This is a genomic window from Fictibacillus sp. FJAT-27399, from assembly GCF_001510655.1.
Classification (GTDB): Bacteria; Bacillota; Bacilli; order Bacillales; family Fictibacillaceae; genus Fictibacillus_C; species Fictibacillus_C marinisediminis.
The window spans coordinates 1,463,280-1,488,905 of record NZ_LMVC01000002.1 but is presented as its reverse complement, the minus strand read 5'-3'; the positions used below and the strand labels follow the sequence as shown (position 1 = coordinate 1,488,905).

27 protein-coding genes and 1 pseudogene are annotated in these 25,626 nt (G+C 44.9%); 20 read left to right on the top strand and 8 right to left on the bottom strand.

Annotated elements, in window-relative coordinates:
• The 14 genes and pseudogenes from AR335_RS12555 to AR335_RS12490 all read left to right on the top strand — a co-directional run bounded on the left by AR335_RS12555 (position 1) and on the right by AR335_RS12490 (position 13,280).
• Positions 1 to 1,611, top strand: coding sequence for a peptide ABC transporter substrate-binding protein (locus AR335_RS12555; RefSeq protein ID WP_062237082.1), 1,611 nt, complete (start codon positions 1 to 3; stop codon positions 1,609 to 1,611).
• A gap of 68 nt (positions 1,612 to 1,679) precedes the next feature.
• The gene (locus AR335_RS12550; RefSeq protein WP_062236183.1) at positions 1,680 to 2,033 is read left to right on the top strand and encodes a DUF3899 domain-containing protein; all 354 of its coding nucleotides are present in this window, start codon (positions 1,680 to 1,682) and stop codon (positions 2,031 to 2,033) included.
• 27 nt (positions 2,034 to 2,060) lie between these two features.
• Positions 2,061 to 4,067, top strand: coding sequence for an alpha/beta hydrolase family protein (locus tag AR335_RS12545; protein ID WP_062236180.1), 2,007 nt, complete (start codon positions 2,061 to 2,063; stop codon positions 4,065 to 4,067).
• Positions 4,039 to 4,689, top strand: coding sequence for a pyroglutamyl-peptidase I (locus AR335_RS12540; RefSeq protein ID WP_062236177.1), 651 nt, complete (start codon positions 4,039 to 4,041; stop codon positions 4,687 to 4,689). The genes AR335_RS12545 and AR335_RS12540 overlap by 29 nt, the downstream gene beginning before the upstream one ends.
• Positions 4,665 to 5,870 carry a M20 family metallopeptidase gene (locus tag AR335_RS12535; RefSeq protein ID WP_062236174.1) on the top strand — a complete coding sequence of 402 codons (1,206 nt, stop codon included), beginning with the start codon at positions 4,665 to 4,667 and terminating at the stop codon, positions 5,868 to 5,870. The genes AR335_RS12540 and AR335_RS12535 overlap by 25 nt, the downstream gene beginning before the upstream one ends.
• 185 nt (positions 5,871 to 6,055) lie before the next feature.
• Positions 6,056 to 6,901, top strand: a complete 846-nt coding sequence (locus tag AR335_RS12530; protein ID WP_053355350.1) for an STAS domain-containing protein — start codon at positions 6,056 to 6,058, stop codon at positions 6,899 to 6,901.
• 25 nt (positions 6,902 to 6,926) lie between these two features.
• Positions 6,927 to 7,403, top strand: a complete 477-nt coding sequence (locus AR335_RS12525) for a hypothetical protein (RefSeq protein WP_062236171.1) — start codon at positions 6,927 to 6,929, stop codon at positions 7,401 to 7,403.
• A gap of 206 nt (positions 7,404 to 7,609) precedes the next feature.
• The gene (locus AR335_RS12520; protein ID WP_062236167.1) at positions 7,610 to 8,233 is read left to right on the top strand and encodes a YhbD family protein; all 624 of its coding nucleotides are present in this window, start codon (positions 7,610 to 7,612) and stop codon (positions 8,231 to 8,233) included.
• 12 nt (positions 8,234 to 8,245) lie between these two features.
• Complete coding sequence (locus tag AR335_RS12515; RefSeq protein WP_062236164.1) at positions 8,246 to 8,968, top strand: polymer-forming cytoskeletal protein; 723 nt, start codon at positions 8,246 to 8,248, stop codon at positions 8,966 to 8,968.
• Positions 8,969 to 8,991: 23 nt separating this feature from the next.
• Positions 8,992 to 9,702: a hypothetical protein gene (locus AR335_RS12510; protein ID WP_062236161.1), complete on the top strand. Its 711-nt coding sequence runs from the start codon at positions 8,992 to 8,994 to the stop codon at positions 9,700 to 9,702.
• A gap of 85 nt (positions 9,703 to 9,787) precedes the next feature.
• Positions 9,788 to 9,985: pseudogene (locus AR335_RS12505) on the top strand (pentapeptide repeat-containing protein); the annotation flags it as partial.
• Between the two features lie 13 nt (positions 9,986 to 9,998).
• Positions 9,999 to 10,760, top strand: a complete 762-nt coding sequence (locus AR335_RS12500; protein ID WP_062236153.1) for an ABC transporter ATP-binding protein — start codon at positions 9,999 to 10,001, stop codon at positions 10,758 to 10,760.
• A 2-nt stretch (positions 10,761 to 10,762) separates the two neighbouring features.
• Positions 10,763 to 11,521 (top strand): ABC transporter permease, encoded by a 759-nt coding sequence (locus AR335_RS12495; RefSeq protein ID WP_062236150.1) that lies wholly within the window; start codon positions 10,763 to 10,765, stop codon positions 11,519 to 11,521.
• Between the two features lie 226 nt (positions 11,522 to 11,747).
• Positions 11,748 to 13,280: an MDR family MFS transporter gene (locus tag AR335_RS12490; protein ID WP_062236147.1), complete on the top strand. Its 1,533-nt coding sequence runs from the start codon at positions 11,748 to 11,750 to the stop codon at positions 13,278 to 13,280.
• An 80-nt stretch (positions 13,281 to 13,360) separates the two neighbouring features.
• Here the strand turns inward: AR335_RS12490 and AR335_RS12485 are convergent, their stop codons facing one another.
• Together AR335_RS12485 and AR335_RS12480 are read right to left on the bottom strand one after the other, a co-directional pair.
• Positions 13,361 to 14,200, bottom strand: a complete 840-nt coding sequence (locus tag AR335_RS12485) for a protein phosphatase 2C domain-containing protein (RefSeq protein ID WP_234293263.1) — start codon at positions 14,198 to 14,200, stop codon at positions 13,361 to 13,363.
• Entirely contained in the window at positions 14,181 to 14,645 is a 465-nt protein-coding gene (locus AR335_RS12480) for an HIT family protein (protein ID WP_053355343.1), read from the bottom strand. Before AR335_RS12480 ends, AR335_RS12485 begins: the two co-directional genes overlap by 20 nt.
• Before the next feature lie 92 nt (positions 14,646 to 14,737).
• Between AR335_RS12480 and AR335_RS12475 the strand changes: the two genes are divergently transcribed.
• Positions 14,738 to 15,421, top strand: coding sequence for a diphthine--ammonia ligase (locus AR335_RS12475; protein ID WP_062236144.1), 684 nt, complete (start codon positions 14,738 to 14,740; stop codon positions 15,419 to 15,421).
• Here the strand turns inward: AR335_RS12475 and AR335_RS24060 are convergent.
• The 3 genes from AR335_RS24060 to AR335_RS12465 form a co-directional block, all read right to left on the bottom strand.
• Positions 15,408 to 15,725: a hypothetical protein gene (locus tag AR335_RS24060; RefSeq protein ID WP_156418957.1), complete on the bottom strand. Its 318-nt coding sequence runs from the start codon at positions 15,723 to 15,725 to the stop codon at positions 15,408 to 15,410. The genes AR335_RS12475 and AR335_RS24060 overlap by 14 nt on opposite strands.
• Positions 15,726 to 15,823: 98 nt before the next feature.
• A complete protein-coding gene (locus AR335_RS12470; protein ID WP_234293262.1) occupies positions 15,824 to 16,651 on the bottom strand; it encodes a serine/threonine protein kinase in 828 nt (275 codons plus the stop codon).
• Between the two features lie 5 nt (positions 16,652 to 16,656).
• On the bottom strand, positions 16,657 to 16,842 hold the full coding sequence (locus AR335_RS12465; protein ID WP_053355340.1) for a hypothetical protein: 186 nt from the start codon (positions 16,840 to 16,842) through the stop codon (positions 16,657 to 16,659).
• Between the two features lie 171 nt (positions 16,843 to 17,013).
• Between AR335_RS12465 and AR335_RS12460 the strand changes: the two genes are divergently transcribed.
• The 3 genes from AR335_RS12460 to AR335_RS12450 all read left to right on the top strand — a co-directional run bounded on the left by AR335_RS12460 (position 17,014) and on the right by AR335_RS12450 (position 19,626).
• Complete coding sequence (locus tag AR335_RS12460; protein WP_062236141.1) at positions 17,014 to 18,666, top strand: sensor domain-containing diguanylate cyclase; 1,653 nt, start codon at positions 17,014 to 17,016, stop codon at positions 18,664 to 18,666.
• A 60-nt stretch (positions 18,667 to 18,726) separates the two neighbouring features.
• Positions 18,727 to 18,972: a DUF3949 domain-containing protein gene (locus AR335_RS12455; RefSeq protein WP_062236139.1), complete on the top strand. Its 246-nt coding sequence runs from the start codon at positions 18,727 to 18,729 to the stop codon at positions 18,970 to 18,972.
• A gap of 117 nt (positions 18,973 to 19,089) precedes the next feature.
• The gene (locus AR335_RS12450; protein ID WP_082683477.1) at positions 19,090 to 19,626 is read left to right on the top strand and encodes a GNAT family N-acetyltransferase; all 537 of its coding nucleotides are present in this window, start codon (positions 19,090 to 19,092) and stop codon (positions 19,624 to 19,626) included.
• Between the two features lie 244 nt (positions 19,627 to 19,870).
• Here AR335_RS12450 and AR335_RS12445 read toward each other — a convergent pair whose 3' ends face one another.
• Positions 19,871 to 21,232, bottom strand: coding sequence for an alkaline phosphatase (locus tag AR335_RS12445; RefSeq protein ID WP_062236135.1), 1,362 nt, complete (start codon positions 21,230 to 21,232; stop codon positions 19,871 to 19,873).
• Positions 21,233 to 21,600: 368 nt separating this feature from the next.
• Between AR335_RS12445 and helD the strand changes: the two genes are divergently transcribed.
• Positions 21,601 to 23,949 carry an RNA polymerase recycling motor HelD gene (helD, locus tag AR335_RS12440; protein ID WP_062236133.1) on the top strand — a complete coding sequence of 783 codons (2,349 nt, stop codon included), beginning with the start codon at positions 21,601 to 21,603 and terminating at the stop codon, positions 23,947 to 23,949.
• A gap of 224 nt (positions 23,950 to 24,173) precedes the next feature.
• Here helD and AR335_RS24055 read toward each other — a convergent pair whose 3' ends face one another.
• Together AR335_RS24055 and AR335_RS12435 are read right to left on the bottom strand one after the other, a co-directional pair.
• Positions 24,174 to 24,320: a hypothetical protein gene (locus AR335_RS24055; RefSeq protein WP_156418804.1), complete on the bottom strand. Its 147-nt coding sequence runs from the start codon at positions 24,318 to 24,320 to the stop codon at positions 24,174 to 24,176.
• A gap of 79 nt (positions 24,321 to 24,399) precedes the next feature.
• The gene (locus AR335_RS12435) at positions 24,400 to 24,621 is read right to left on the bottom strand and encodes a hypothetical protein (protein ID WP_062236130.1); all 222 of its coding nucleotides are present in this window, start codon (positions 24,619 to 24,621) and stop codon (positions 24,400 to 24,402) included.
• 237 nt (positions 24,622 to 24,858) lie between these two features.
• Between AR335_RS12435 and AR335_RS12430 the strand changes: the two genes are divergently transcribed.
• Positions 24,859 to 25,491, top strand: a complete 633-nt coding sequence (locus tag AR335_RS12430; RefSeq protein WP_062236125.1) for an SDR family oxidoreductase — start codon at positions 24,859 to 24,861, stop codon at positions 25,489 to 25,491.
• Positions 25,492 to 25,626 lie beyond the last annotated feature (135 nt).

Below are 25,626 nucleotides of genomic sequence, written 5' to 3'. Positions count from 1 at the left end.
TTGAAAAAGCGGTTTACTGGTCTGCTGGTTTTTATGCTTGTTATGTCAGTGCTCTCTGCCTGCTCTGGCGGAAGCAAAACCTCATCTACTGAAGGCGTGAAGCAGGAAATCACGTTAAACGCTCTGAGTGAGCCGCCTTCTCTTGATCCTGCACTTGCGACAGATACGACTTCCGGGTGGATTCTTGATCATTTATACGAAGGGCTGTACATGAAAAACAAAAGCGGTGATTCGGTCAAAGGCCTGGCGAAGGACGTAAAAGTATCATCCGATAAAAAAGTCTATACTTTCAAACTCCGTGATGATGCGAAGTGGTCTGATGGAGATCCTGTAACTGCCGGTGATTTTGAATACGCGTGGAAGCATGTGCTGAATCCTAAAACAGGTAGCTCTTTTGCTTTTTATATGTATTACATAAAAGGAGCTGAAGCGTATAACAAGGGCAAAGGCTCTGTGGATGATGTAGGGGTAAAAGCTCTAGACGACAAGACCCTCAAGGTTGAGCTCGCGGCACCAACTGGATTCCTTGAAAAGCTTCTTTCTTTCTGGGTGTATTACCCTGTGAAAAAAGATTCAGCGGAAGGAAATAAAAACTGGGCAGGAGAAGCAAAAGATTATGTGAGCAACGGACCTTACAAACTAACAGAATGGAAGCATAACCGATCCGTAGTCATTGAGAAGAACAAGAATTATTATGGAAAAGACGATGTGAAGATGGAAAAGGTGACGTGGAAGATGGTGAATGATGCCACAACCTATTATCAAATGTACAAATCAGGTGAACTCGACCTGATTCAAACCCTTCCATCCGATGTGATCGCACAGGAAAAAGATAATAAGGAGTACAAAGTAACACCTTATTTCGGAACGTACATGTACATGTTCAATATCGACAAAGAACCATTTAACAACCAAAAAGTGCGTGAAGCCTTCAACCTGGCGATCGACAGAAAAATGATTACAGACAAGATCACGCAAGCTGGAGAAAAACCGGCTATGGGCTTTGTGCCATATGGAGCAGAAGTAAACGGCAAAGACTTTAGAAAAGAAAAAGAGCAGTATTTTAAAGAAGATGTGAAAAAGGCGAAACAGCTGATAAAAGAAGCGATGAAGGAAGAAGGATGGAGCAAGTTCCCTGAAACTGAGCTGACCTACAACACCCTCGAAAGCCATAAGAAGATTGCCGAAGCAGTTCAGGAAATGCTGAAAAAGAACTTGGGCGTCGATGTGAAATTAACAAACCAGGAATGGAAAACATACTTGGACACTACAAAACAAAAGAACTTCCAGATGGCGCGTATGGGTTGGATCGGCATCTACGTGGATCCGACACCAATTCTTGATTACTATCTAGGAGACAGCCCGAACAACAGAACAAACTGGGTCAATCCAAAATATGATCAGCTTCTCGCACAATCCAAAACAGAACAGAATGAAGGAAAACGAATGGAACTGCTTCATCAGGCAGAAGATGAACTTATGAAAGACCTTCCTTTTCTTCCGGTATACTATTACTCTAATAACTATTTAACTTCCAATAAGTTTAAAGGAATTGTCTATCCAATTAACCGTTATCCGTATGTCCGTTGGGCAGAAAAAGTGTCTGAATAAACAGAATGGAGGACAGTCTGCCCCATTGGCAGACTCCTCCTCTTTTGCTTCGATGGAGGTGTTTATACATGAGGTTTTTAGCTGCGGGACTTTTATCTGCAGGAGCCTGGAAGGCATACATGCTTCTGTTTGATATAAAAGGTATAGAAGCTATAAATCAATCATTTTTACTGGGGCTATTATTTCTAGTGGGCGGTGTAGGCGCAATCATATCAGGAACAGGTTTTCTACATCCGCTGACAAAAGTAGTCAGAGCAGCTAACCCAGTGTTTTTCCGCAAACACTATGCGGTGAGTGCAGCAGAGAAAGAAATGGCAGCTTCAATAAAAGAGAGGACGTTGTCAAATCCGGCAATCTTCTTATTAGGTATTGGCACGGGATTAAGTGTTTGCTCTATTCTACTGTTAATCTTAGTTTATTAGCATTTTAATAGAAAGAAGGAAACTCACATGTTACCGGGAATAAGTGCAGAAGATTTATACAGGCTCAAATTTGTAAGCGACCCTCAAGTGTCTCCGGACGGGGAAAAGGTTGCCTATACCGTAAAAAGGATCAATAAAGATAAAAACTATGAATCTCATCTTTATATTTGCACATTGAGTTCAGGGGCTACTGTTCAATGGACGAGAGGAAGCCACAATGATACCAGTCCAAGATGGTCGCCTGACGGTAAGCTGCTATCATTTGTTTCAGACCGAAGCGGCAAGAACCAGATTTGGCTGATTTCTGCAGAAGGCGGGGAAGCCGAACAGCTGACTTCAAATGAGGGCAGTGCTTCTAGCCCGGTTTGGTCTCCAGATGGAAAGTCTTTGCTTGCGGCGATTACCGTGAAGAAAGAGACGGATGGAGTGAACAGGCTGCGGCCGCTGGAAGTAACTGAGCTTCAGTACAAAGCAGACGGAAGAGGCATGCTGAAAGGCGAGTATTCTCAGCTCTTTCTTATCGATAGGGAGACAAGAAACGAAACAAAGCTGACATCAGGGCTGAACGACCATTTTGGTGCGGCTTGGTCACCAGACGGCGATAAGATTGCTTACAGTAAGAGCAGGGCAAATGAAGATACGGTTTCTTATGCATCTGATCTGGTGATCCAGCAGCTGGGAGGGGAAGAAAAAATCGTCAGCCATGGAACCGGAGCATTTACTGATCCGGTATGGTCAGCAGATGGCGAATACCTGGCCTATTTCGGCCAAACATTTGAGCATGGCAGCGCGACCCTCGGTAATTTGCATGCTGTACATCTGGATAGCAGCGTAACGATATGTTTGACCAAGAATTTTGATGAACATGCCGGTGACGCTGTGATCGGCGATATGCACTACGGACACGCAGCACCAAAGGCTGCCTGGTCAAAGGATAGGAAGGGACTTTATTTTATCGCCACTTTAAACGGAAACTCTTCGCTGCACTATGCCACGCTTGAAGGAGTGGTTTCGCAGATCACAAATCAAGACTGTCATCTGTATGGGTGCGCGGTTGATTCAGAAAATGACTATGCAATCTTTGCTGCAAGCTCACCGGTCATCCCGGGGGATTTATTTTATGCTTCTCTGTCCAATTTAGCCGAAGAAGTAAGGCTGACGGATGTAAACAGTGAGGTACTATCCGAAATCGTTCTATCACATCCAGAGGAATTCAGATTTACAAATGATGAAGGCAATTCGGTTCAGAGCTGGCTTTTGAAGCCTCCCGGATTTGAAGAAGGAAAAAAATACCCCCTCGTGCTGGAAATCCATGGCGGCCCGCATGGGATGTACGGCAATACGTTCTTCCATGAGCTGCAGATGCTGGCAGCATCCGGCTATGTGGTCCTTTACAGCAATCCGCGCGGCAGCTACGGCTACGGCCAGCAGTTTGTCAAAGCATGCATGGGGGATTACGGCGGCGGAGATTACCGTGATCTGATGGCTGCTGTAGATTATGTTTTATCACATTATGATTTTGTGGATATGGAACAGCTTGTCGTTACTGGAGGAAGCTACGGAGGCTTTATGACGAACTGGATCATCGGCCGCACATCCCGGTTTAAAGCTGCTGTTACCCAGCGGTCCATCTCCAACTGGCTGAGTTTTTACGGAGTCAGCGATATTGGATTTTATTTTACGAAATGGGAGGTCGGGTACCATCTTTTTGAGGACCCTGAAAAACTGTGGCAGCACTCGCCCTTGCGGCTGAGCAGCAGGATGGATACGCCGCTTCTCATCCTGCATGGCGAAGAGGATTACCGCTGCCCGATCGAGCAGGCAGAACAGCTGTTTATCGCTTTAAAACAGCAGGACAAAAAGGTGAAGTTTGTCCGTTTTCCAAAGGCTGATCATAACCTTTCACGAAATGGCGATCCTGGGTTAAGGGTTGCGCGGCTTCAGTATATCGTGAGCTGGTTTGACCAACAGCTGGAAGAGCTTGAGAATAAGGGGGGGGCGATTCTTGAAAACGCTGCTGCTGACCGGGTTTGAGCCATTCCTGGATCATCCTTTTAATCCGACAGAATTTATTGCAACCGAGCTAAACGGCAAAGTCATTGGAGGATATGAGGTAAAAGGGCGGGTGCTCCCTGTGGAGTACGGAAGGTCTGCTAACGAGCTGATTTCCCATTATGAAGAACTGCAGCCCGATGCGGTTATCATGCTCGGGCTGGCCGCTGGCCGCAATCGGATTACCCCTGAGCGGGTGGCCATCAATGTGAATGACGGGCCAATCGATAATAGCGGAGAAGAGATGTCTGACATGCCGATTATCGATGGAGGACCAGCGGCCATTTTTTCGACTCTTCCCGTCAGAAAATTTGCGAAAATTTTAAATAAAAGAGGTATTCCTGCAGAACTATCGAATACTGCAGGTGCCTACCTTTGTAATAATGTCATGTACAGTATGCTGCATCACTTGGAAAAATCAAAACTCGATATACCTGCTGGCTTCATTCATGTTCCTCCGTCCTATGAGCTGGCTGTGAACGACCGGTCCATTTCCGGATGGCCAAAGGAAACACTGCTGAACGCTATTGAAGTCGTGATTGATTCACTGGATAAAAAAATAACGGGAGATGAGCAGAAGTGGAAAAATTATATGACCGATTAAAAGAATTGTATCCAGAAATGGTGAAGATCCGCCGGCATCTGCATGAAAATCCCGAGCTTTCGTTTGAGGAAGTAGAAACACCGAAATATATCGCAGCCTATCATGAAGCGTTGGGACACGAAGTACGCAGAAATGTCGGGGGAAGAGGAATCGTTGCTGTGCTTCGCGGCGGCAAGCCTGGCAAAACGGTAGCTCTTCGTGCGGATTTTGATGCACTGCCGATTCAAGAAGAAAATGATGTGGAATACAAATCGAAAGTCGATGGTGTCATGCATGCCTGCGGACATGACGGTCATACTGCCACATTGCTTGTCCTGGCTAAAGTGCTGAACAGCCTGAAGGATGAGCTCGAAGGAACGATCGTTTTTATCCATCAGCATGCGGAAGAACTTGCTCCTGGAGGGGCGATTGCCATGATTGAGGATGGTTGCCTGGATGGCGTAGACGTTATTTTTGGCACCCATCTTTGGGCGGTTGCACCGTTCGGCTGCATTGAACACCGGATAGGTCCTTTTATGGCAGCGGCCGATAAGTTTGATATTGTTATCCAAGGAAAAGGAGGCCACGGTGCACAGCCTCACCTTACAAAAGATGCGGTGGTAATAGGTTCACAGCTTGTTATGAACCTGCAGCAGCTTGTCAGCCGCCGTGTCAATCCGCTGGAGGCAGCCGTCCTGTCAGTTGGCACTTTTGAAGCGATCAACGCCTTTAACGTTATTGCGGATACAGCTAAAATTACAGGCACTGTCCGTACGTTTAAAGAAGATGTCAGGGCATTGATGGAGCGGGAAATTGAACGAGTTGTGAAAGGAACGTGCATGTCTGCTGATGCGGGCTATAGCCTGTCCTACAAGCGCGGATATCCACCAGTCGTCAACCATAAAGAAGAAACTGATTTTATAGCAAGGATTGCAAAGGATGTTCCTGGCGTTACAAAGGTTGTTGAAGGTGAGCCGCAAATGGGCGGCGAGGACTTCGCCTATTTTCTGGAGCATGTGAAGGGAACGTTCTTCTATACAGGTGCACAGGATGAAAGCAAGAGTGAAACGTACCCTCATCATCACCCGAAATTTAACATTGATGAAAGAGCCATGCTCGTTGCGGCCAATACATTGGGAGCTGCATCATTGACCTTTTTGAAGGAAGCAGCAAAGAAAGAAGAGGCTGCTGTAACAAAATAGAAAGAGAACGAGAGCTGGTTCCGCACAGGCAAAAACGACAAGCCGGACCAGCTTTTTAAATGTTTAGGCGACACCTCTTCGTTTAGACAATTTTTGCAAGGATGCCCCAAAAATAAAGGGAATACTTTTATATTACAAGAATGAGAAAAGAGAACATTTCTTATCCTTGGAAGGAGAAAATACTAATGGAACAGTATGAGCAAAAGAAGATTACTGACTTTATCATCCTGCACAGAGAAGACTTTCAAAATAAGCTGTTATCCGAGGCTGTAGAAGTCGCAGCGAAAATAAATGATATTTTACAATCAGGAAATATTGATCTTTTGAAAAACGCTGAGAAGCTGGTAACGTATGTCGTGGAAAGGAAAGAAACTGAACTTACTTCCTTTGCTCAGCAAGAGGGGGTGGCTTGGGCAAAGCATTCTTTAACCCTTACTCTTAAACTGGAGTGGGTACATGCAATTAGAAGGACGCTGTGGCACTATCTGTTTGAATATGATCAACAGAACACATATGGACTCAGCATTTCAGACTATAGAGAAACGTTTTTTCAGATGGAGAAGCGGATCAATGACGGCATCGATAAATTTCTTAATAGTTTTTTCATAAGCTATTCGGCTTATAAAGATGAATTAATCAACGCTCAGCGAAAAATGGTTGAGCATTTATCGGTTCCTATTATACCGATCAATCCTCATATAGCGGTTCTTCCTTTAATCGGGGTTATTGATGTATACCGTGTGCATACCATTGAAGAAAAAGTATTAACGGACATTTCGAATTTAAAAATACGAACGTTAATTATGGATCTATCAGCCATTACAGATATGGATATTGATGTGATCCACCATTTTCAAAGAGTACTGAGCGGCGTTTCATTGATGGGATGTGAGGCGGTCATTACGGGTCTGCGTGCGGAACTCGTCAGGAAAATGATTCATTTGGATGTTTCGTTTGATGAGCACGCGGCAACTAAAGGTACGCTTCAGCAAACGTTAGCCGAATATTTTAAAGACGGTCTGCATTCATAAATTATTTCTAGTAGGGGGTATCACATTGAAAAAAACAATATCCAGGCTGCCGATTCCTGCTGGTCTAAGAATAGAACTTTCCAGAGCAGCCGGACTGGATAACGAAACACTGTTTCGCGCACTGAAAGAAAAAGATGTGAAAGCCTTACGGCCAGCGGGAGAAAACTTGAACTGGGAGTACATGTTTTCGTATGCTGAACAGCATGAAGAAGAAGTAAAAGCAGCGATCTATCATGGCTACGAATTTAAATTCCTGACGATCAATGGATTGAGGAACTATTTGAAGATACGCTTTGGTTTAAAGGATGGCCATGAATTTGATGTCAGTGAAGAAGGAGTTGTTTCACTGAAAATCAATGCGGAAGATGTAAAAGAGCTGGAGGGCGCACTGCCAAGTCACTGGAATCTTTCAACGCTGGATGTGCCAGAAGAAAAAGATGGCCGAAGAAAGATCCAGATCAAGCCAGCCGCTCTTGAGCAAAACAAAGCAGCAGGAAGCTAAAGAACGCTTGTAACTTAATGAAAAAATAGGGTAGCGGCAGAATATCATGTTCTGCCGCTTTTTGTTGTTTTTGGTGCCAGGCACTGCGATTACACAAGTGTCAAAAGCCGGTGCCTGGCACCAATAAAATAAATTTACATATACTGTATTTACAAACGTAACAGTGTTATGTTACATTGATATCAGAAGAGAAAGGGGCCGGTAACTTGATCAATGAACTGATATCAAAAAAAGACCTGTTGGATTTGGCTGGAATTTCTTATGGACAGCTGTACCGCTGGAAAAGGAAAAACCTCATTCCTGAAGAGTGGTTTGTGCGTAAATCAACGTTTACAGGGCAAGAAACATTCTTCCCGAAGGATAAAGTGCTGGAACGGATCGACAAGATTCAATCGATGAAGGAAACGCTTTCGCTCGATGAACTTGCAGAACGGTTCTCACCTTCCGTAAAAACGGAAACCAAAATCACTAAAGAAGAACTGCTGCAGCGAAACATTGTTTCGAAAGCGGTCCTTGATCTGTATTTGAATGAAAATGGAAATATCGAGCAGTTTCAGTTTGATGAACTGCTGGAAGTGTTTATCTTAGATAAGCTGCTGACTTCCGGAGACATCAGTCTCGACGAAGGAAAGATGCTCCTTCAAGTCCTTAAGGAAGCCCGAGGTTCACTCAGCAAGAGCAGATACGAACTTTTGTTTATCCGAAAGCTTGGCGTTACTTCATGCCTGCTGCTGTCAGGAGCAGAAAGTATAATGGTTGACCAGGGATCAAAAGTGACAGTTAGGTTTTCCGTAACGAGCTGTGTAGAAGAGCTAAAAACAAATTTGTAATGGAGGATGATTATGAAAAGCGGGATCAAAGGAAATCTCACCATCAATGGATACGGATCATCGAATGGAGGACATTTCGAGCAGGTCAAACTGAATGGCAGAGGCATAGTGAACGGCAATATTGAATGTGTCCGGTTTGAGTGCAATGGGTCGGGAACTGTACATGGTCATTTAAAAATGCAAGATGCAAAAATCAGCGGAAGCGGAAAAGTTAAAGGCGCAGTGGAGGGAAACGATTTTGTCATTGAAGGGCACGGCTCAGTGTCCGATAGCGTCAGTCTAACCAACAAAATGAAATTATCAGGTTCAGGAAAAATTGGGGGCAGTCTTAAAGCCGATGAAATCAAGATCAATGGAAAAGCAACAATTGCAAACGATTGTGAAGCTGAAACCTTTAAAGCGGACGGCCAGTTTACCATCGGAGGCCTCTTGAGTGCGGATCATATTGATATCAGACTTTACGGTGATAGCTCTGTAACCGAAATGGGTGGACAGTCCATTAAAGTAAAAGGAAAAAAGGGGCGTTTCTTTCATCTTTTCAAAGCCTTTTTCCCTGTCAAGCTGACAGTAAAACTAATTGAAGGCGATGACCTTGAGCTTGAAAGCACAAAGGCGGATGTCGTTCGGGGGAACAATGTTACGATCGGCCCTGATTGCGAAATTGATTTGGTTGAATACCAAGGGACACTCCATCAGGATGATAACGCAAAGGTAAGAGAAATCAAAAAAATATAACCACAAACGGAAGGAGGATTACAATGGCGAAAGCAAATAACCTTATGATGAACGGTTCAGGAAGCGCATCGGGAGGCCTGTACAATAAAGTGAAAATTATGGGAGAGGGAACCATTACTGACGATTTTGAATGTGCCCTTTTTAAAACATACGGATCGAGTGAGGTGTCCGGGAACGCCAAAGCGGATGTTTTTGAAATTTTTGGCGAGACCGAAGTGAAAAAGAATTTGGACGCGCGAAACATGAAAGTACTTGGAACGCTTTCAATCGGAGAATCAGCAAAGATCGAAAACACAAAGATCCTAGGAACGGTGGAGGTTGCCGGAAGATTTACCGGGGATAAGGTGGACCTCAAGGGCAGTATAGTTGTTAAAGGGGATCTTGAAGCGGAGGAATTTGTATCAAGCGGCCTTTTTGAGGTTTCGGGCCTGTTGAATGCAGATGTTATTGACGTCAAGCTGAGGTACAGCACGAGCCATGTTCAAGAGATGGGCGGAGAAACAATTCGTGTCCAAAAGAAAGGCGCCTTCCTGCCTTTCATGAAAAATGAAGGATATCTTGAAGCTAAGACCATTGAAGGTGATGATATCTTTCTGGAAAATACAACGGCTGATGTGGTGCGGGGGAAATTCGTACGGATCGGTTCTGGCTGTGATATTGGATTGGTTGAGTACTATGAAGAGTTTAAGGCTCTATCTGGATCGTCGGTTAAAGAACACCGGAAAATAGATTAAGAGGATAAAAATTTGAAGGCAGTCGCCAGGAGGAATTTATATGAATGAAACTGCTTCTCCGTCAAAAGCGGGTATGGGAACCCTTGAAAAGGCAGCGATAAAAGAAGTTTCGTTTAGAGGATCAACACTCAAAAATGTGTCTTTCATTTCGAGAATTACCTTGTCTAAGAAATATTACCGTGCTATTAAATCCATCTGTTTTGATGGCGCAATGAAGGATAAACTGACCTATGCAGCGCTAAAAGGCAAGGAAGCAGATTTATCAAAGGTTACTGTTAGATAAGGAGGAGAAGAATATGCCAAACAAGTCCATTCAAGTAAAAGGTTTGCAAAAGTCCTTCAAGAAGCTTCAGGTCCTAAAGGGTGTAGATTTTGAGGTGGAAAAGGGAGATATTTTTGCTCTGCTTGGCTCCAACGGTGCAGGTAAGACAACGATTGTCAAAATCCTCACCACGCTGCTGAAACCGGATGGAGGGACTGCCTTCGTAAACGGATTCGAGGTTGTGTCAAAGGACGATGAAGTGCGGCAGTCAATCAGCCTGACCGGGCAATTCGCCGCTGTGGATGAGGTTTTGACAGGGCGGGAAAATCTGATCATGATTGCCAAACTGCGGCACCTTAAACATCCACGCCAAGTAGCGGATGAGCTGCTAAAACGGTTCAGTTTGCTGGAGGCCGCTGATCGCAGGACGTCTACTTATTCAGGTGGCATGCGCCGCAGGCTCGATATCGCCATGAGCCTTGTGGGAAAACCGCAGATTATTTTCCTCGACGAACCGACTACCGGGCTAGACCCCGAGGGGCGCATCGAGGTTTGGAAGATAGTCAAAGAACTTGCTGAGAGCGGTACGACTGTATTCTTGACCACTCAGTATTTGGAGGAGGCTGAACAGCTTGCAGATAGAATTGCCATTTTGCATGAGGGCAGGATTATTGCCAACGGCACGCTTGAGGAAATGAAAAAGCTATTTCCACCTGCAAAGGTGGAGTATGTGGAAAAACAACCTTCATTGGAAGAGATCTTCCTCGCAATCATCAATAAAAAGGAGGAAAAGTAACAATGAATACACATTTTTTCAGCGACATGGGTGTTATGCTTGGACGTTCCATGCGCCATATTTTGCGAAGCATGGACACCATCATTACGGTCAGCATCACGCCGATTGCATTATTGCTGCTGTTCGTCTATGTGTTTGGTGGTGCGATCCAAACCGGTACGGATAATTATGTGAACTACCTGATGCCCGGCATATTGCTGATAGCGATTGCGAGTGGTATAGCTTATACGGCTTACCGCCTGTTTTTAGATAAGCAAAGGGGCATATTTGAGAGGTTCCACTCCATGCCGATTGCACGTTCCACCGTGTTGTGGGGGCACGTGCTAACCTCGCTGGTATCCAATGCCATTTCTGTAGTCGTAATCATTCTCGTAGCGCTCATTATGGGCTTTCGATCATCGGCCGGGGTGCTGTCATGGCTCGCTGTAGCCGGTATACTCGCGCTGTTTACGCTCGCCCTGACTTGGATCGCGGCGATTGCCGGACTGTCCGCAAAATCGGTGGACGGTGTAAGCGCCTTTTCCTATCCGCTAATCTTCCTGCCGTTTATCAGTTCAGCGTTTGTACCAACCGAGTCGATGCCGTCGGCAGTTCGCGCCTTTGCCGAAAATCAGCCGGTAACCTCTATAGTGGAATCCATTCGTGCGTTGTTGTCAAGTCAGCCAGTGGGTAATGATATATGGATTGCTCTTGCTTGGTGCGTTGGAATTATGATTGTGGCTTATGTCTTTGCAATGAGGGCGTACAATAAGCGGGTATGAAGAATGTAACGGAAAAATAGTTTAGCAGAGGTACAGCTACAGTGAAATGATATAAAAAATAAAATTCTAGCACTCATTTCAGAGGTCTTAACAGAGCAGAATTATCAACCGCAATCAAAGGCACCACACAAGGAATGGTTCAGGAAGCACATTCGGCGGCATATAACAATAAGGCCGGGTTTGATAAGGGATTGGAAAAATTAAAACGTGTATAGGGAGAAATAAAATGAGTCAAAAAAGGAGCAGGTTAGGATTTGTAGTCGCGGGGCTGCTGCTTGCCATCCTGATGGCATCGATGGATAACACGATTGTTGTTACTGCGATGGGAACGATCGTGGGTGATCTGGGCGGCCTTGAAAGCTTTGTATGGGTTGTCTCTGCTTACATGGTAGCTGAAATGGCAGGAATGCCGATCTTCGGGAAGCTGTCGGATATGTACGGCAGAAAACGATTCTTTATTTTTGGACTGATCCTGTTTATGGCAGGTTCCTCACTATGCGGAACGGCCGACAGCATTCTTCAGCTCGGCATCTACCGGGCGATTCAGGGGATTGGCGGAGGAGCTTTGATTCCGATAGCGTTTACCATTGTTTTTGATATCTTTCCTCCAGAAAAGCGAGGAAAGATGGGCGGACTGTTTGGAGCGGTCTTCGGGCTTTCCAGCATTTTCGGTCCTCTTTTGGGAGCTTATATCACCGATAACATCAGCTGGCATTGGGTTTTCTACATTAACCTGCCGCTCGGAATCCTTGCGTTAGTATTCGTTGGCTTATTCTACAAAGAATCACACGTTCATACGAAGCAAAAAATTGACTGGCTCGGAGCTGTTACGCTGATTGGAGCAGTTGTTTGCCTTATGTTTGCGCTGGAGATCGGCGGTCAGAAGTTTGATTGGGACTCTTGGCAGATCATCAGTCTGTTTGCCGGCTTTACTATCCTGTTCCTGCTGTTCCTGAGAGTGGAACGAAAAGCGGAAGAACCGATCATCTCCTTTAAAATGTTTCAGAACCGCTTGTTTGCGGGGAGCACTGTTGTCGCGTTCTTTTATGGTGCTACTTTCATGGCTGCTACCGTTTATATTCCTATTTTTGTTCAAGGCGTGTACGGTGGAACAGCGACCAACTCAGGGCTGATCCTGCTGCCGATGATGCTGGGTTCTGTGGTTACAGCACAGGTCGGAGGCTTCCTTACTTCTAAAATGAGTTATCGCAGCATCATGTTCCTTTCTGGAGTCATAATGATTGCTGGATTTGCTTTATTGAGCACGATCACGCCGGATACAAGCAGACTGGTACTAACGCTGTACATGATCGTCGTCGGTCTTGGAGTAGGATTCTCCTTCTCGGTTCTCAGCATGGCCGCTATCCATAATTTCGGCATGCATCAGAGGGGATCCGCTACATCAACGAGCAACTTTATCCGTTCACTCGGCATGACGCTCGGAATTACCATCTTCGGTACGATTCAGAGGAGCGACCTGGCATCACTGCTCAAGGAAACATTTAAAGGAATGGGAGGAACGATGCCGGGCAGCGGAGCAGGCGATGCCCGACAGATTCTTTCTGAACAGGCGAGGGCGGCGATTCCGGCGCCAATACTGGAAAAGATCACCGTCGCCTTGTCCGGCTCCATCGTCCATACCTTCATGTGGGCACTCATTCCGGCAGCGGTTGCCTTCCTGTTCGTCTTCCTCATGAGCAAGGACCGAATGACGGTGCCAGGCACCGGCATTACACAAGTGTCAAAAGAAGGTGCCTGACACCCAAAATATGACACCCGAAATAAAAAAACGCGATGCTAAACTATTCGGCACCGCGTTTTCGCGTTTTTTACGTTCTTTTATTCTTTTCTCAGCTCCGGCGGGACACGCCCGTCGCTCGGTTCGCTTCCTTCTTCTGTGTTATGTACTGTCCAGGCTATCAATGTGGCACTGTCGCGGCCATGATGAGTTTCAACGGTCTGCAGAAGCCGCTGTACACCTTCCTCCACCATGCTGTCATCAGCAAACTGACGATACACCTTCTCCGCATCCTCAAATCCAGCATCAGGGCACTCAATCATCCCATCCGTAGCAAGAAGCAGTACGGTTTTTCCTTTGCGAAGCTCACGCACCCCTGAGCTGTAACTGGGAACAGGCAATTCAAACGTATTCACCTTCCCGATCCACTCATAAAAGTTCCGCTGATTCAATTGATACTGCTTAAAGTCCGCAAGTTCAGGATGGAACAGATAGAGCACGCAATCGCCGATTGAAAGCCACCACACATAATTTTCTTTGCGGAACGCGATCAGGCAGGCGGTTTCACCTTTTACCCTTTGGCACTTCCCGCGAAATTCAGCGCTCTTAAACAACGAAACTATGCGTGACTCCACCTCTGTAAAACAATCTGGTGCCTGAAGTCTGACCGCTTCAAGCAACCGCTCTTTTTCAGCTTCCAGCTCTTCAACGACAAGCTGGGCACTCTCTGCACTATAATGGGCATCCAGGATGACGGCAAACTCCCAATCTCCCTTTTCGCAAGCCCATACCAGGCATCCGTCTTCATTCTTATTGGCACCGGAAAGAGAGTTTCCACCATATCTTCCGACCGTGATATGATGAAGGGAAGAGATATCAGGCTGATCAATATAAGTATGAGAGCTGCCGACCCAGTTTATTTCATTCATTAACTGTTTCATAATCCATCTCCATATGTGCTCTCAGCCTCTCGCACACCGCATCGACTTCTTCTCCGGTGCCGTACGGAGCGTTCTCCCAGTCTAATACTTCCCATGGTCCCCAGTACTCTTCAGGTGTGCCGGGATAGCGGGGAGTAAGATGCATGTGAAGATGAGGAACACCATGTCCGGAAACACGGGCGTAAATGTGTTCGGCTCCTTCGCTTTTTTTGAGGGCTTTGCTGATCCTTGCCATGGCCATCCCAAAAGACTTTGCTTCTTCCAGGTTCATATCAGCCAATGTAGGCACATGGCGCTTTAAATCAATCATGACATAGCCGAGATAAGCCGGGTTGCAGCCTTTATCGATATGTCCGATGTATACATAATCATCTTCGAAAATCATTTTTCCGGCTGTGTTTATCGTACCTTTGTGCTTGTTGCATATAAAACAGGAATCACTCATACAGGACAGCCCCCTTTTTAGATTTTTTTCAAATTATATACGATATCAGTTAATTAAGGAATAGTTTTCCAAATAATAGAGGAGGAATCATAATGGCTAAAAGATGGGCGCTCTCATGGAGTGGAGGAAAGGATGCGTGCATGGTGCTTGATCAGCTTGTGAAACAAGGAGAAGAAGTGGCATGTCTAATGACAACCCTTCCGAAAGAAATCGGCCGAACGTTTGGACATGGAGAGAGAACAGAACTCATTCAGGCCCAGGCTGATGCACTCGGCATTCCGCTTGAATGGATTCCGTGTTCCTTCGAGTCATACACAGCTAATTTTATATCAGAGCTAAAATCCTTCAAACAAAAATACAAATTGGATGGAGTGGCTTTCGGTGACCTGTATTTGGATGAACACAGACAATGGGGCGAAAACGTTGCCGAACAAACGGGTCTCGAAGCCGTTTACCCGCTATGGATGAAAAAAGAAGAAGCACCTTCAGCATTAAAAAATTTCGTTGAGTCTGGATATAAAGCTAAAATTATTAGAGTATCCAACGCGCATCTTGAAGAGAAGTGGCTGGGAAGAGAAATAGATGCTTCGTTCTTAAACGATATACAAGAAACCGGCATCTGTCCGATGGGGGAGGCGGGCGAATACCACAGTTACGTATACTGTGGACCGCTGTTTCGCCGCGCCATTCCCGTAACATCGGGTGAAATCGTAGAACTCGAAACAACAAAGCGAATGGAGCTCTCATTGCAATCAGCAGCAATCAATAGGGAGTGAGCCAGCCTGGAAAGGAGGATAATGGCGGCCATGGCGGAAACGGATAGGAGATGGAGTAGGAGTAAGGAGATGGGTAGGGTGAATAGTACGGTGATGAATAATGCGGAAATGAATAAGGAGAAGAGAAGGATAATGGCACGGGAGGATGAGGAGCCGTCGTGAAAGGCACCGCAGGAACAGCAGGAACGGCAGGGACCCCTGGTACAGCCGGCACAGCTACGGCAACTCGCCCGTATAAATCAAGTATTCTCCCATGATCAAGCCATCCGCAATGATGGTGCTGATCATCAAAAAGAGGAAGCATATGAACACTCCTGTCATTTAAACGTCACACTAAATTATTCAAGGATTGGAAGAAAGTGAACAGAGAGAAAAGGAGAACTGAGACCAGTTCTCCTTTATTTATATCGTTTTCATTTCACGTTTGTTTTCGGGCAGCAGAAAGCTTATTTCATCAATGATTTCTACTGCAGACCTGAAGCTCTCGTCGATCTGAAGCAGTCTTCTTATCAGTCTGTGGACTTCCGGAGACAATGTAAGCTCTTCCTCCCAGCTTTTTTCTTTCTTTGTATCAGGTTCATAATTCGAATAGAGCAGAAACAGGAGAAAGTGGCCAAGAGCATAAAAGTCACTTTCGACAGATACCTCTCGCATCAGATTATTAACTGTCTTGCGCTGATTATGGTGTTCTTGTTTTCTGTAAAGCCTGCAAGCAAGACCGAAATCGATAATGTGCAATTTTCCATGGTCCGAAATAATATTGGGAATACGGAGATCCCGATGAACGATTCCTTTTTCATGGAAGGAACTGATAATGATCAGCACCTCTTTCAAAACGGCAAGAGCTTCCACCTCCGTATAGCGAATGCCCTCTTCAAAAATTAAATCCTCAAACGTTTTTCCGGAAACATAATCCATAACAATGAACCGGCCCCGTTTATCCTGCCCTGCTTGATGAACAGAAGGGATGGAAGGACATTTTAGCTGCTTATGAATTCTCGTCTCCCGCTCAAAGAATTGCCGGCCAGCTTTTGTCCAAGCCTTTGTTTTCCTCAGCTGCTTAACCGCCACTGTTTTTTCGGAATCCTTATCTAAAGCTGTATACGTTATTCCGTAACTCCCCATGCCTAGCATTTTATTGATCCGATAACGGCCAAATAGGATAGTGCCCGGCTTAAGCGGCCGGTCTAGGATCAGCCGATACAGATCCTTTGCCCAATGAAACATCATGGATATCAGCTGCTGAAGAAGCCGCTTTTTCTGCGTTTTCCTTTGTAATAAGAATGACCATGGCTTTTTCCGTAATGTTTTTTCCCATGGTCGCTGCTGCTGAACTTCTTATATGAATGTTTATGATAATCACTGCTGCTGTATCGTTTGTGGCTTCCGCCAAGTAATGATTTCAATAATTTTTTTAACATGAAAAATCAACTCCTTTCCTAACTATACGGCTCTACTTCAGTTTAGTTTCATTTTTGTCCAAATTTGCTGTAGGCTAATCCATAGAAATTACGTAAAGAAACTGCAACAAAAAGATTTTCTGCCGATATTAGAATAGTATTTTACTTGTTGTAGAAAGTGAGCAAACCAAGTTGTCTATTAAGCTAAGAACACTAGTCGCACTAACAATTGCTATTTTGATTTTTATTTTGTCGGGCATTTTAAGCATCACCATCAGCAAGAGGTCGGGAGCTGATATTAAAAAGGAAATTGGAGTAACGCTGTCACAGAACGCCTATCAGATGGCTGATAAGCTGGATTACTTTATGTGGTCGCGTTATGGTGAGATTAAAGTGCTGAGTGAACTCGATCAGCTTAAAGAACAGAAGCACCCGGAAAGCATTGAAAAAATGCTAAATCGTCTGCATGACAGCATTCCCTCGTTTTCATGGATTGGTCTGACCGATAAAAAAGGAAATGTCATCGCATCCACACAAGGAATTTTAAAAGGTAAAAACATTGAGGAACGCCCTGTATTCCAGCGAGCGAAAAAGGCTCCTTTCATAGGAGATGTCCATGATGCGGTTCTTCTGGCAAAGCTGCTTCCTAATCCGTCCGGTGAGCCGGTGCAGTTCGTGGATATCAGCACACCTGTATATGGGAAAAACGGCGATTTCAAAGGGGTTTTGGCCGCACACCTGAGCTGGGAGTGGTCAAAAGAGATCCGGGATACTGTATTGCAGCCTATGAAAAGTGAGAGGGGCAGTACTGAAATTTTCATTGTCAGCGCCAAACAGAACACGATCCTTCTCGGTCCAAAGCATTTGCTTGGAAAACCATTGCATCTTAAAAGTGTAAAACAGGCACAGCAAAAGAAAAATCATTGGAACCTTGAGAGATGGCCGGATGGAAAAACTTATTTAACCGGTTATGCATTGGGACAGGGTCATTTGGACTATCAAGGCCTCGGTTGGGCTATCATTGTCAGGCAGTCTGAAGATGCTGCATTTATTCCTGCAAAAAACCTCCAGTCCTTTATCTTGTTTTTTGGAGGTATTTGTTCAGTGCTGTTCGCAATTGCCGGCTGGCTGCTCGCAGGGAAAATTGCAGGTCCGCTGCAGCAAATTACAAACGCAGCCTATGAACTTCGTAAAGGAAATAAAGTAGAGATTCCGCAAGTGAGAGGGATAAAGGACATCGAGGTTCTTTCGTCTTCCCTTCGAAATCTTGTTGCTTCATTAAGTGAAACAGAATCAGAGCTTGGCAGAATGGAAGATCTGGCGCATAACGATGCATTGACTGGACTGCCGAACCGCCTCTCCCTTTATTTGCAGGTTGAACAGGCTATCCGGAGTGCAAGGGTGGTTGCTGACGGGTATTTCACTCTTCTGTTTATGGATTTAGATGGATTTAAGTATATCAATGATACATACGGCCATCATATCGGCGATGAACTTCTGAAGGAGGTAGGAAAACGGTTAAAACGGAGCCTGAGGAAAGGTGAGTATGCCGCCAGATTGGGAGGAGATGAATTTGTTCTTCTCATCGAATCTTCATCAGGTGAACCGATTGAGGAAGGGAAGCGGATCGGGAGCAGGATCATCAGTGTGCTTAATGAACGTTTTATGTTCAATGGAAACAGTTTAACAATCGGCTGCAGCATTGGCGGTGCAGTTTGGCCCATGAACGGTGAAGATATTGAAGATGTGATGAAGCTGGCAGATCAGGCGTTATATCTTTCAAAAAAATCAGGTAAAAACCAAGTGAATTTTATCGATCTTTCATCAATACAAGCTGTGCAATAAGAAAAGAAAATGTACTGAAAAGAAACAGATGTTATAATATGGAAAAAGAGGAGGGGTTTCATGACATCTGCGTATATCTTTTTCGGAGCTATTGCCATTCTGTATTTTATCATTATGATTCCTATTCAATATTCCTATATTTCCGGGATGAAAGAGCGGAGCCGAAACATATCGTTAAGCCAGCAGGAAATGTATGATCAAATGCCAGTACAGGAAGAGCAGCTTCATTATCATGTGCAGGGCAACCTTTTTAATCTGCCGTCTGCTCTTGTCGCCAGTCTGATTTATAAATTGAAACATCGATAATGTTCTAAAAGCAGCGGTGCTTATTAAAAAGCGCTGCTGCTTTTCCTATGTCATTTAGTTGTTTTTTTACCGAATCGTTGATAATTTAAAAAGGAATGCGGAATGAGGAGGATCAGCTTGAAGAATTTTAACATTACAAATCCAGCAGTCAATCATGAAGTCCGGGCGTTCCAGGCTGCTGCAGGGGATACAGAGGAAGTTATGGCATTGCTTGTCCGGACAGCACAATGGCTGCAGAGCAAAGGATCGACGCAGTGGAGCGAGCTGCTTGAAGGTAACGATGTTCATGGAATGGCTCAATCTATTTTAGACGGAGACGTGTTCGTTTTTAAAAATAAAGAAAATAAAATGGTAGGGGTGGTCATGCTCCCTCAGAAGGCGAGTGCTTGGGATCTTGAGCTTTGGGGAGATGATCTTGAGGAAGCGATCTACCTTCACCGTCTGGCGATTGACCGAAACACCGCTGGAAAAAATTTGGGGGCGGATATCCTGTACTGGGTAACGAATGGCATTTCGTTTAACGGAAAATCCGTCATCCGCCTGGACTGCATTGCCAGCAATGAAAGCTTAAACCGGTTCTACAGCGATGCTGGCTTTACGTTTCGCGGAACAAGTGAAAGCGGCTTTAACATCTATGACAAGCCGAAACAATAAAAGAAAAGCAAAAACGCCCGGCGAAGAATCGCAGGGCGTTTTACTCTTCGAATATTCATGGTTGTAATGTCTAGCTCCAGCGCCCAGGGTTGAAAACGGAAGTACCATTTTCAACATAAGTCCTCGGAGGACGAAATGAAAAATCACAATTCGTCTTTGGTCGCTTCACTCTTTCAACCTCAACACAAAAAGCGTGTTGCTGCGTAAGAGTTCCAGCGCTTGTCGGACTTGAACAGGACTTTTCTTATTTCCCTGTATGAATGATTTTGAAGATGTTTTTCGCCTGATCGGTATTGTTGATTAACCCGGCGAACTTCTCCTTGCCTGGTCCGTACGAATAAACGTTAACATCCTCGCCCGTATGGCCTGTGGTTGTCCAGCCTGTGTTGGAACGGAGATCGGCTATTTTTTCGATGGCAGCATCGATTTTAACCATATCTTTTGTTTTTGCAGCTTCTTTTACACTATGGATCTCAGACTCGGTTAACGTAAGATCTATATATTTTTGCAGTGTTTGTTCCACATCAGCTCCTGATGCAATGGTTTCACCGAGGAAATCAGGTGTGCGCTTAAAGGCTCTAACCGGATCAGCGAACCAGTTGTATTTGCCGTTCGCTCCGATTGATAAACCACCGGTTGAGTGGTCTGCTGTGGCGACAACGAGTGTATGCTTGTCCTTTTTGGCGAACTGGACAGCAGCCTGAAAGGCTTTTTCAAAGTCCTGCATCTCGCTCATCGTTCCGACGATGTCATTATCATGCTCCGCCCAGTCGATCTGGCTGCCTTCAACCATCAGGAAGAAGCCGTCTTTATCCCGGTCAAGCCTCTGGATCGCAGAGTTGGTCATCTCTTTCAGGGAAGGGAGGTCATGATTGCGGTCGATCATTTTAGGCATTCCGCCCTTAGCGAAAAGACCCAGGATCTGTTCGTTCTTGTTATGAAGAAGCTGTTCTTTAGTTGTAACATAACTAAAGCCTGCATTTTTGAACTCGTTCACCAAGTTTCTGTCATCACGGATAAAGTTGGCTGAACCACCCCCGAGGAGCACATCCACTTTATGTTTGCGGTTAATTTTCTCATCAAAATAGTCACTGGCAATCTCGTTCATGTTTTTTCGACTCGGGTCATGGGCACCGAAAGAAGCGGGGGTAGCATGGGCAAGTTCTGAGGTAGCAACTAGTCCGGTAGATTTACCGCGAGCCTTTGCGGCCTCAAGGACAGTCTTCAATTCAGATTTGTCATTGTCAACAGCAATGGCCGCATTGTACGTTTTTTCCCCAGTCGACATGGCTGTGGCAGCAGAAGCTGAATCCGTTATGTTCTCATCAGGGTCATCAGCATAGGTCATTTGTTTACCGACAAAATAGCGGTCAAATGCTGTTTTCTCCATTTCAACCGTATTCAGATCATCTTTCCAGTAGCGCATTGCGGTTGTAGCCGCAGGCCCCATACCATCACCGATCAGAAAGATCACATTCTTAATTTCCGGTTCCTTTTTTGTATTAAGGTTTTTGGCATCACCATGCATTGAGGTTGAAAGGCCTCCGAGCCCGACAGCAGTTACCAAGGCCAGCGGAAGCCAGCGTTTAAAATTATCCCTTATCATTGTCGTCCCCTCCTGTAATTTTTTATATTTATTTGTAAAATTAAGTATATTCATAATCTTTCAGGCACTCAATGGACCATAGGTATTGCCTAAATGGTACTAGATTACAAGAGGTGCTGAGGTGGTAAACAAAGGAGTTGACACAAAAAAAAGAGCCAGGAACGTTCCCATGGCTCTTTAGCAGTTTTATTTACTCAATTATTTAGAAAAAGCATTGCTTGACGTACAGCCGGTGTGCTAAAATGAAGTTTGCGACTTACCGAAAATTGTTAATATAAGATTAAATTTACCCAAATTTATTATAATAGGTAAGTGGTTGTTTTGTCAAGAATTTTAGCATGGAAATTTGCAGATAAAGGAGAGGGGTTATGAACCAGTGGGAAACAGAATGGCAAAGAGAACAGGAACGCGTTAATTCGGTTGTTGATCAAGTAAAAAAGAAAATGAATGTTCTTGAGGAGCATCTTGGCGGGAAAAAAGAAGATGTGGTCCAGATCAGAAAAGACTTCTGGGAAGATGTGACCGTCAATTTTGATGATGCGCATGAGGCAGCAGAAACCGCAGCCAGTATTAAGCAGCAGGCGGAATTGCTGTCTGAATTGGAACGCAGCCATAAAAACGCTGAAGACCAGAAAAAAAGCCTTGTAAAACTGAGTGACTCCCCTTACTTCGGAAGAATAGATTTTAAAGAAGAGAAGGATGCCAAGACAGATCGAATTTATCTCGGAATCGCTTCGTTTTATGATGAAAAGGCTGATGAATTTCTAGTGTATGACTGGAGGGCGCCCATCTCCAGTCTATACTATGACCATTCACTTGGAAGAGCGGAATACGAGGCGCCAGAAGGTACCGTTTCAGGAGAGATGGAGCTGAAACGGCAATATATCATCCGGAATGCCCAGATCAAGAGCATGTTTGATACGGGTGTGACCATTGGCGATGAATTGCTGCAGGAAGTACTGAGCCGGCAGGCTAATCCTCAGATGAAAAGCATCGTGGCCACTATCCAAAAAGAACAGAACCAAATTATCCGGAATACGAAGGGGAACCTTCTGATTGTTCAAGGAGCTGCCGGGTGCGGAAAAACGTCAGCGGCCCTTCAGCGTGTCGCTTACCTCTTATATCGATACAGAGAAACACTTTCGGCCAACCAGATCGTACTCTTTTCTCCCAACAACGTGTTCAACAGCTATGTCTCAAACGTTTTGCCTGAGCTGGGTGAAGAAAATATGCTGCAGACGACGTTTCAGCAGTACGTGTATCACCATCTTGGTGATTCCTACGATCTTGAAGATCCGTTGGAACAGATGGAGGCCGTACTTACTGAGGAAGACCATCCGGATCACAAAGTCAGGCTGGAGGGCATCCGTTTTAAAGCGTCGCTTGATTTCATGAACGTGATTGAAGCGTATATCACTCATCTGCGCAATGAGGATATGCTCTTTAAATCTGTTTCATTTAGAGGGAGAGTCTTGGTCTCAGCAGAACAGATCAAAGAAAAATTCTATTCTTACTCCTCTTCGGTTTCCATTCCGAACCGCATGAAGCTCGTATCCGAATGGCTCGTGAGTGAGGTCAGGAAACGGGAAAAGACCGAACGGAAAGAACCGTGGGTGGAAGAAAAAATACAGCTGCTCGATAAAGAAGTGTACGTCAGGCTCTATCAAAAACTAATGAAGAAAAAGCAATACACGGAAGATTCGTTTAATGATTTTGAACAGGAGCAGAGACTGTTATCGGCGTATGTGGTTTCCAAAGCATTTAAGCCATTGAAAAAGAGGATCAAGTCCTTAACGTTTATTAATCTTAAGGCGCTGTACATGAGGCTGTTTACAGGCGAGGGGTTATCCTGGGAGAGGGAGGAGAAGTATCTGCTTCCTGGCAGCTGGAAAGAAATCTCCAGGCTGACTGCTGAAACATTAAGCAATGGAGAACTTTTATATGAGGATGCAACTCCTTACTTATATTTAAAAGAACGGCTGGAAGGGTTTCAGACCAATACGGCAGTACGCCATGTATTTATAGATGAGGCACAGGACTATTCTCCGTTTCAGTTTGCCTTCATTCAGCGCCTGTTTCCACGAAGCAAAATGACCGTTTTGGGTGATCTCAATCAATCGATTTATGCCCATTCCACGGGTGATGCGTTTCAGATGCTGTATGAGCGTTATGGAAAAGACCATACAGAACGCATTATTTTAACGCGAAGCTATCGTTCCACAAGACAGATCGTTGAATTTACACGGGAAATGCTAAATGAGAAGGAATCCATCATTCCCTTTAACCGTGATGGAGAAAAGCCGGTGCTGAAACAGTACGAAAAGAAAGAGGACCATACTCGAGCCATTGCAGGTACGATCCGTAAACTGCAGGATAAACAGGTAAAGACGATCGCTGTGATATGCAAGACCGCGAAAGAATGTGAGGAAGCTTACGAAAGCCTGAAAGACCAGGTTCATGTAGAACTCATGAAGAAAGATTCTTTTTCTTTCAAGCAGGATACGCTGATCATTCCATCTTATCTTGCTAAAGGGATCGAGTTCGATGCGGTTCTGGTATACAATGCGTCAAATTTGCAATACGGCAAAGAAAGTGATCGCAGGCTGTTTTATACGGTTTGTACCCGTGCCATGCACGAACTGTATCTGTTTTCCCGCGGAGCGATTTCTCCGTTCATCACTGCGGTTCCTCAAGATTCCTTTGTGAGAGAAAGTTGACAAAAAACCTGCATACCTTGAAACCTGCCTGAGCAGTTTTCCAACATCATGAAACCTGCCTTAAAAGCAGTTTTCCAACATCATGAGGGGCTGCCCAGAAAGTCGAAAATTGACCTTCAGGCAGCCCCTTTTTGGCTTGAAAAATCTTTAATGAAAAGTTAATTGAAGTGGAAGATGCGAGACTCCTGCGGGACTAGCNGGCTTGAAAAATCTTTAATGAAAAGTTAATTGAAGTGGAAGATGCGAGACTCCTGCGGGACTAGCGTGACAGGTGAGACTCCCGCCGGTGCTTGCACCAAAAAGTAGGCGTTCACGCCGGTAAGGCTCACCGCACGCCCCGCGGAAAGCGAGCAGCCTGGAACGGAAATCAACAGCTTACAGACTTCTTGGACAGCCCCTTTTTGCTTGGATGCCAAGCTTAAACAAAAAAACACACCCTGTTCGGGTGTGTTAATTGGTAGCTACGACCTTATAGCCAATTTCCTCAAGCTCGTGAATATTGTCGATATTTGTAACGCAGACGGAATCGTCATCGACTCTGCATACGACTGCTTCATTTTCATGGCAGTTCTGCAAAGCCCCTACTACAGATTCAAACTCTTTACCTAAAATCTCTTTCTGTCCAACTGACCAGGAACGCTGCCGGCAAACGTGATTGACTAACGAAACCATGACGGGACCACCTCCGTATGGATATATATGTTTATACCACAATTCTAGCATTTTACTCATATAGAGGCAAAAAGAAATTTATTTGTAATAATTTATCTTTTTATATCGAAAATTCTGCAAAAACAGGAGAGGGAATGGAGCATTAATATTCCCGTTTGAAAATGAGAAAAATACAGACTAAGTTAGGTTTGAAGAGGGTAAGTATCGTTAATAGTAAGCGGGAAGGGAGCTGTAAAAATGAAAGTATTAGTCGCAGGAGCAAACGGAACAACAGGAAGATTAATTCTGCAGGAACTAAAAAAAGCAGGACATGAAGCCAAGGCGATGATCAGGAAGAAGGAACAGGGCCCTGATCTGGAAAATCTAGGAGCCGAAATCGTGCTCGCTGATCTCGAAGGAGATGTCTCTGAAGCAGTAAAAGGCTGTGATGCGGTTATTTTTGCAGCTGGTTCCGGTTCGAAAACGGGTCCGGATAAAACGGAAGCAGTTGATCGGGATGGTGCGATCAACATAATGGAAGAAGCTGAAAAACAAAAGGTGAGAAGGTTTATTATGCTGAGCAGCATGGGAGCAGGAACTCCAGAGAAAGGACCGGAAGAGCTGCAGCATTATTTAGAGATGAAAGGTGAAGCGGATGACCGGCTTGAATCCAGCAGGCTCCATTATACGATCGTCAGGCCAGGTGCGCTCACCGATGAACAAGGAACAGGCAAAATTAATATTGGTCGGAACTTGGGGAGTGGGAGTATTGCCCGCGCCGATGTAGCCAAAGTGATAGTAGCATCCCTGGATCTTGAAAATGCAAATCATAAAATCTTTGAAATTCTTGAGGGTGATCAGCAAGTAGATGATGCTTTAAAATCACTGTAAAATTCATTTATGAATGTGCGAAGGGGCTGTCCTGAAAGTCGAAAATTGACCTTCAGCAGCTCCTTTTTGGCTTGAAAATCTTCAATGAAAAGTTGATTGAAGTGGAAGGTGCGAGACTCCTNGGGGCTGTCCTGA